General features: G+C 48.9%; 4 protein-coding genes and 1 tRNA gene. 2 read left to right on the top strand and 3 right to left on the bottom strand.

Annotated elements, in window-relative coordinates:
- On the top strand, window positions 1-110 hold a 110-nt coding region (locus AB1756_02480; protein MEW5806205.1), incomplete at its 5' end, for a transposase.
- Between the two features lie 98 nt (window positions 111-208).
- Window positions 209-1,876 carry a GWxTD domain-containing protein gene (locus tag AB1756_02475; protein MEW5806204.1) on the top strand — a complete coding sequence of 556 codons (1,668 nt, stop codon included), beginning with the start codon at window positions 209-211 and terminating at the stop codon, window positions 1,874-1,876.
- A gap of 18 nt (window positions 1,877-1,894) precedes the next feature.
- Here the strand turns inward: AB1756_02475 and AB1756_02470 are convergent, their stop codons facing one another.
- From AB1756_02470 to AB1756_02460, 3 genes are all read right to left on the bottom strand, one after another.
- Window positions 1,895-2,566: a phenylalanine--tRNA ligase beta subunit-related protein gene (locus tag AB1756_02470; protein MEW5806203.1), complete on the bottom strand. Its 672-nt coding sequence runs from the start codon at window positions 2,564-2,566 to the stop codon at window positions 1,895-1,897.
- A 101-nt stretch (window positions 2,567-2,667) separates the two neighbouring features.
- Window positions 2,668-2,742, bottom strand: a tRNA-Thr gene (locus AB1756_02465).
- A 63-nt stretch (window positions 2,743-2,805) separates the two neighbouring features.
- Entirely contained in the window at window positions 2,806-7,542 is a 4,737-nt protein-coding gene (locus tag AB1756_02460) for a hypothetical protein (GenBank protein ID MEW5806202.1), read from the bottom strand.
- Between the last annotated feature and the right edge of the window lie 35 nt (window positions 7,543-7,577).

The raw sequence follows: 7,577 nt of genomic DNA, 5'->3' as shown, positions 1-7,577 counted from the left end.
TGGAAGGAATCATCAATAAGATCAAGGTCATCAAACGAAAGGCTTACGGGTATCATGATCTTGAATATTTTTCTTTAGTTGTTAAAAATGCTTTTGCTCATATCAACTAATCTGGAGAAGAACCTGATTTTTTAAACAAAGAAGATTTATAGACCTAAAATTGAGAATAATAAAGGCAAATTCAATATAAATCTGAAGGAAGCGAACAATGCAGAGAAACTTTAAGAAGTATGTAGCTTATTTTTTAACTGCGCTTGCCTTTTTATTTCCTTTTAGCGATAAAGCTGTTGAAGAGAAAGCTTCTGATTCACACGAAATAGAAATAGCAGATATTCTTCATAATGTAAAAAAGGATGACATAAAAGAATGGATCAACGGACCTGCAAGATATATTTCAAGAAGCGAAGAAGAAAAGGAATTTAAAGAATTAAAGTCAGACATAGAAAGAACAGAATTCATCTATAAATTTTGGCAAAAAAGAGATCCAACACCTTGGACATTAAAGAACGAATTTAGAGAGCAGTTTTGGGAAAAAGTTAAAACAGCTAATGCTCTTTTTGCTGATTCAACAAAACCAGGATGGAAAACAGATAGAGGGAAAATCTACATATTATTAGGGCCGCCAAATGATATAGAACCAATCGCAAAAGTCGACTATTCTTACAGGACAGGAAAAGCTACGCCACAGGGTGACAGGGACCAGAAAAAACCTCATGAAGGGCGCTGGACGGATGGTCATGGTCGCGCAATTAATCCTTTCCGGGATACAGCTGAGTCAGGACACAGGGGATTGGAAAGGTGGATTTATAGAAATCGCAAGGAATTCAAATCTGATCCTGACTTAATCGTTTCTTTTTATCGTGATCCTTCCGGTGAATATATTTTGAGCGATAACCCTGAACATTATTCGAAAGCAACTCCCTATTTAAAAATTCCTGACTATTCCTTGCCAAATCCTTTACATGGGGAAATTATTAAAAAGAATAAGCAAATAGAAGAATCAATAGCTTTGAATCAGCTGATTCAAATGAAATCCGATGTTGCTCAAGCCATTGATATTGCTTCTGGTGAAGAAATCTTAAAGGAAGTCATCAAAGCACTGGACTATTATGAGCCACTCAAAAGTGAGCCTGAGTTTAACTTTTTTCCTTCAGAAGAAAACAGTGATTATGTGCTCCTGTCGGTCGATCTTCATTTAAGAGACTTCTACGATGGAACCATTTCTGAAGACAACATCATTTCATTAGCTATGTTTGGTAAAGTTATTTCTCTTAGTGATAGATCAGAATGCTTGTTTTCAAGCGATCAATATGCCCCAAGGCATATTGTAAGGGAAGGAGAAAAAGCAAGTATCATGGCTTCTTTCCTTGCTCCGCCAGGGGAATATAGAATTCTTGGGGGTATTCAGGAGATGCTAAGCGGGAGGATAGTAAGCTTTCAAAAAGAAATAGATATTCCTGATCTTGAAAGCTGCGAGTTAGGAATAGAGAATTACGTTTTGGCGAAAAAAATTGAATCTGAGAATGTTGAACACAGTATTCTTCCATTTGGCATGAATGTCCTGCCAAAAGTTGACAATGAATTTCATAAAAATGAAGATTTTGGGATTTACTATCAGATATGCGGTTTAGGGATTGATGAGGTTATTGGGGAAAAGAACTTTGATGTAACTTATCAATTTTATAAGAGAGATAAAGATGAACTCTTAAAACTAGGGAAGCCAATCATTTTTACCGGAAGGTTTGAAGCCGAGCAAGGATGGAGTTTCCCTTTAGAGAAGTGGCTATCAGGAGATTATATTTTAGAAATTGAAATATACGATAAAGTCAGTAATAGCACAGCAACTTCTTCAGTTGATTTCAAAGTGTTAGATTAATCCATTTTTTAAAACAAATCAAAAGGCAACAATAATACCCTTGCTAAAACCGCCCCCTTGACAGAATCTTCGAATCCTTTCTTTGGCTTCATCCAGATGGGACATCAGCGTTGAGTCCTCGAACTTCTTTAATGCAAAGAGAACCATCAAGGCTCGCTTCGTGTTCTCCGTTATCATCGTCCTTGCAGAATCTGATGTGGGGCTGCCGAAAGCCCCTTCATCATCTGCCATGCAGATCCTTCCGCCCACATGCACGTCATCTTTTCTTATTCCAGCAAAGGATTCTCCCTCTTTTCCGAGCCGGCAGATCACCTTCCCTTTTACTTTATCCGCATCGTAAAGTCCTATCGGCAACCGAAACTCGAGCGAGCACCAATTGCAGACATCCACTAGATTGTTTACCTTATAGAGTCCTTTGCCCTGGAGGATTCTTCGCAGCAGTGCCTCTGACGAAGGTCGTGTTTTCGTCGGGTCGATACCGCACAAACGGTATAACTCTCTCGTCTCTTTCACACCCGGGATCTCCGTCCATGCTTGATTCTGATGCTCCTGTCGTATCTTCTTGCAGAAGAGGTCGATCTCTCTCCATGGCAGTGGGCAACCATCTTCTACTGCGACCGACTCGACCTCGAGGAGACCGAGCTTCAAAATCTCTTTAAGCTGGTCATCTATGAAAATGCTTATTCCCATATTCTATTTCACGATTCCTGAATATTTTACACAGAAAATTAGTGCATGAATAGGAAGGATCATTTCATAAAGGGTTAAGTAAGGATGCCTTCAGTGAATAATGGAGCCGGCGATCGGCTTTGAACCGATGGCCTGCTGATTACGAATCAGCTGCTCTACCGCTGAGCTACGCCGGCTTTATCGATCTTTGCAGCATTTTTTATCAGAATGATCAGGTACTGTCAACACGACCAAGGAGTCTACGGGCCTTCCTGGCCGCATGAGTTAGCCGCCTTGACCTTGTAGTAGCGCTTATCCATCTTCGTCAACTCGCCGGTATCATCATAGAAGAGATTAGAAGTGGATCCGATCTTCACGGCGCCGGTCATCTGTGGATTGTCGGCTCGGTAAATGTTATAGGTTGTGGCATTTGCGGCTGCATCCCAGGTCAGTCTCAGATGCACGGCGTTTATCTTCTGGAGCCGCAGGGTCGAACCGATGTCACCCGGGATCGGCTGGCTGGTCGCATCCTTGACGGAGATGTAGACTGTGTTGTCATCGACAACACCGCCGTTCGCGGGACCTGTCGAGCAGGTTTCGTTATTCTCGGCGCGCACCAGGTAGTAGAGAGTAACATCGTTGGGAGCGCCAGTATCCGTGTAGGAAGTCGTCGTCAGCCCGGAAGCTATCATGTTCGACGAGGATGGCGTGAAGTTCGGAATCGTGTCCCTGTAAATGACGTATTTGCCGCTGCTACCGGATCCCCAGGCCACCGCGGCGTCCCATGAGAGCGAAACACCCGTATCAGCGCAGGGATCGAGGTCTGTAGCAGATTTGAGACCAGCGAAGGAGGGCTTGTGCGTACATCCGCCACACGGCTCACCATCGGGGGCTGTTCCATCCTTTATGATGATATTGTCGATATTCCAGCCCGACTCCTGAATCTCGAAGTTCGAAGCGATTGTGAATTTGATTTTGAAGCGGCCGTTGTTTTCGGTGAGAGTCGAGATGTCGTAAGTCTGAACCTGCCAGCTTCCATCGTTTACGGTGTTCGGGTTTTGCCAGATCTGGTTCCAGCCGCCCTTATATCCCCAGATGCCGGCCTGATCGACCATACCGTAGTGGACGTTGAGCCACCTGCGTATGATCAACCTGGAATTAGCAAGCCCTCTGGTATCCATCTCATAGCTGACTGCTTCCCATGCCGGGCTAATGTTTGGTTCGTAATCACCTGGATAAGAACCCAGACCGGTGAGATCTGTTCCCAGAACCTTGGCACCCATGTAAGCTGATGTTGGATCTTTGTAACCCTCTCCGCTGCCGCCCAGGCCCTGGGGGATCCCGATCTGCCACTCTCCGTTGAGAGTCCAGCCCGAAGTGTCCTTCTCGAATCCTTCCACCATGACTGCCGTCGGAACGCGTCCGGTTTCGAACGTGTAGAGCTGGCCGTTGCGGTCATCCACCCTTGCATTTCCGCGGATATCCGTCCCGGAGATCTTGAAGTAGTTGAGCTCACACAGATCCAGATCGTCGATGTCGAAGGAATGCGAGGTCTTGAGCGTTGTGTTTTCCTTGTACCTGCCGAGTGCCGTGGTGGTTCCATAATCCAGCCTTGATGTGGAAGCTTCAGAAGTATTCCAGGAGATAGTCACCTTGAATGGCGGGTAGTCCGTCACCTTGATATTGCTGAATGCTGGACCCGAGCAGTCGGCTGTAGCAGTTGTGTAAGAAACGGCCGTCGCCCCGGTTCCATCGTCAGCATCATGGTAAGTGACCGTGAGCAGCTCTCCATGCTTGGTCTGGAGCTTCCCATCGGCCGCCGGCGTTCCCGAATCGGTCATGATCGTTCCGGTGAATGTGGAGGTATCGACTCCGGTCTCCGTGAGGAGAACCGTCTCGGGTGTCGTCTCGCTTGTGCTCGTTACCGTCACGGTCGTAGTCTCGGCAATCGTCTTGTCAGCATTGAGATCGATGTCGACCACGCGGATGCTGAGCGTGTCGCTGCAACTGTAATCGCTGCGATCGAGATAGACCTTGCCGGCGTGACAGGACTCGAGCCCCGATTGGGGATCGTAGCGCATGGTTTCGAAATGATAGTACTGACCATTGTTGTCATCGACCGCCTTGTTATGGGAGCTATCGGAGGAGTTGACCTCATAGTAGTAAATGGTGCAGGACTGAAGATTCGTGAGCTGGATGGAGTGATTCGTGACAAGCGTCGATGAGGACTTCTCGTTCGTAGGCGGTTTATTCTGGCCGTATTTGACGACGCTGTCAGAAGCCTCGTCGGTAAGCCAGGTGATGGTTGCCTTCGTATCGGTGATGTCCTTGTGCATGACGTCACTGATGTTGGGGCCGATGCAATCGGCAACGGCGGTCGTCTGACGCACCAGGTCGTGTCCACCCTCTCCGTCATCGGCGTCGATGTACTGACCGGTTATGGTATCGCCGTTCGTCAGCGAGAGGAGTCCATCGCTGGCAGGAGCCGATGGTGTCGTGTTGATCGTGCCGATGAACTTCGAGGAACCCGGAGGAGTCTCCGTGCAGATTACGGTCTCTGGATCGGGTTCAGTCGTCGACCAGATCGTGACGTTCACGGTTGAAGCGCCCACGTTAGCATCTCTTACCGTGATTGTGATCGTATCGTTGCAGTTGTACTGTGATCGATCGAATTTGATAGAGCCGGCGAAGGGCTGTGGCGTCACATCTACGCAGTTCGAAACTGGTCCGAAACAGGAAGAATTTGATCCCACCGCCTGGACTCTGTAATATTCCGTGAAGTCGTTGGCGAGTCCGCTGTCGGTGTAAGTAGTGTTTGGGGCAGCAACCGTCGCAATCACAGTGTAAGACCAATCACAACTCGTATCATTCCTGAGGACGTAATAGGTGGACGCGTTCTCAACTGGAGTCCAGGAGAGTGAAGCGGAATTGGATCCCGCTGATCCACTGAGTGTCGTGCCACCGATGGATGGGCAGGTCGTATAGTTCTTGTTGGATGCATCGTTGGCGCTGCCGCATGCAATGTTGTGGCGGTTGAAAGCGGCAAAGATGGCTGCCGCGTGAGGTGTTCCGTTATTCAGGTCGCCATCGTCGTCGTCGACATTTCTGAACTTGTTGAACCAGCTCGTTGAATTACATCCGTCCGAGTTCGGGGGAGTACAGTTGTAGGCATTTCCTGAAGAACCAGACCGAGATTTATACCAGAGCCTGTCCGTGATCTGCCAGGAGGTTGGCTGGTCATATCCATTGGCCGGCAGATCTCGCGCTGCCAGATCCCACACGCTTTCCCCTGAAATATAACCCTCGCAATGCTCCTCGTTTCCGCAGGGTCCTCCGCCTCCACCGCAATTGTCAGACCAGTTTGCTGCAGTCGAAGGCTGATGATCCACCCTTTTATCCCAGTCCATATCCCTGATTCCTGTGCAATCTTCGCAGGGGTTTCCATATCCACCGCATTGCTGTGACACCCAGAAGCCGCGGCCAATGCAGGAGGTGTGGTCATACATGAACTCGGTCGTGTCTGCATAGGCTTCTGAGGGATTGTCGTATCCGCCTCCATCATTCTGGTCCATTCCATGGCCCCATTCGTGAAGGACAACACCGGCGATCTCACCAGTATTCCTGCAACCGCCGCCGGACTTATAGAAGTTGACCGAGCCGTTCCAGTATGCGTTACAGGTGGCGTTGATGTTGACGTTATCCGTTAGCTTCTGTTTGATCCAGGAATTATCGGGGAGCCAGAAGCGCGCATGCTCGGCTGCTCGATTGAGGTGATAGAAGCTGCTTCGTGAAGAGTGCGTGTTCCCAGCACTTGACCCTGAAGGGACGGTACAGTCAGTGCCGTCGCTCGTCCGCATGTCGAGATCATCATCGCATGTCACGGACTCGGAGATTGAACCGCAGTTGTCGTGAACATAGATATATGGGCCGTTGAGTGTGGTCGTTGCCGTGCTGCCAGCAGGAGTGCAATCGAACATTCCCATGTCGCTTGCCGTTTGCGGCGTTCCGCCGACGTTCAGATCGGCATAGGACATCGGGTAGTTGGGCTGCGCGCATCCTGAAGGACAGATCTGATCGTCCGATTCTGGATAGACGCTGCCTTTCACCTGAGCGTACTTATTGTCATCGTAAAGGGCGAGGATAGCACCTGAATGAGAATCGACCATCCCCACCCACGTTCCGAGCTCGCCGGCCACTCTTATGATGAATTTCCATGCGAGTGCGGAACTGTAACCCTCTCCGATGATGCCGGTGTACCAATCGTGCGCCCCACCCACTGATTGAACAGGGAGGAATAGCAGCTCGCCGCTGTTCAAGTATTCGATCTCTTCATCCTCCTTGAGTCCCATGTACTTCAAAAGATTCTGAAGCGCCACGTTGGAGGGAAGGGAGGGGGTTGGACTGGTTGTGATCTTGCTCCATCGAGTTGCACCGAACGAGACCAGGTTGCCATGACCGATGAAGAAGAAGTAATTCTCGCCCGCGACCGGGTTCCCGTTGACTACCCTGTTGAAGACGATCTGCCAGACTTCCGGTGTCAGCTGAAGCGAAGCGTCGCGGTTCAGAACGAGCTCTGATACATCAGCAAGAACGATTGCAACGTTCTTCGCCATGAACTCTCTCAGCGTTTTTTCCAGGTAATCAAGCGTTACCACAGTGGGGCTGGTGAGATTGTTCCCGGTTCCCGGGATCCAGGGGATACCCTGTCCCTCGACCAGAAGCGGTGCTCCAGAGCGGCTATCGAGATAGATCTTCCAGCCAGGACCATGAGCGGCTTTGAAAGAGTTCCATCCGATGCGTAACGGATCATCGGTGCTGAGAGAATCGACGGGGGTTGTCGCCACGCTCACGTTCGACGGGTCCCAGATGACCAGATGGTCGAATTTACTTGGTTCCTGGCGTGTCTGAAACCCTAAGGCTGTTGTTCCCATGATAAGAAAGGCAAGAATCATCAAGAGGCGCGGATGGCTAAACAGCAGAAAGCGATTATTCTTCATGTGTGCCTCCTCCCAAGCATAGAAAACTTATTAGG

Source organism: Acidobacteriota bacterium, assembly GCA_040752675.1.
GTDB lineage: Bacteria > Acidobacteriota > Polarisedimenticolia > JBFMGF01 > JBFMGF01 > JBFMGF01.
This window is presented reverse-complemented; position numbering and strand designations above follow the sequence as displayed.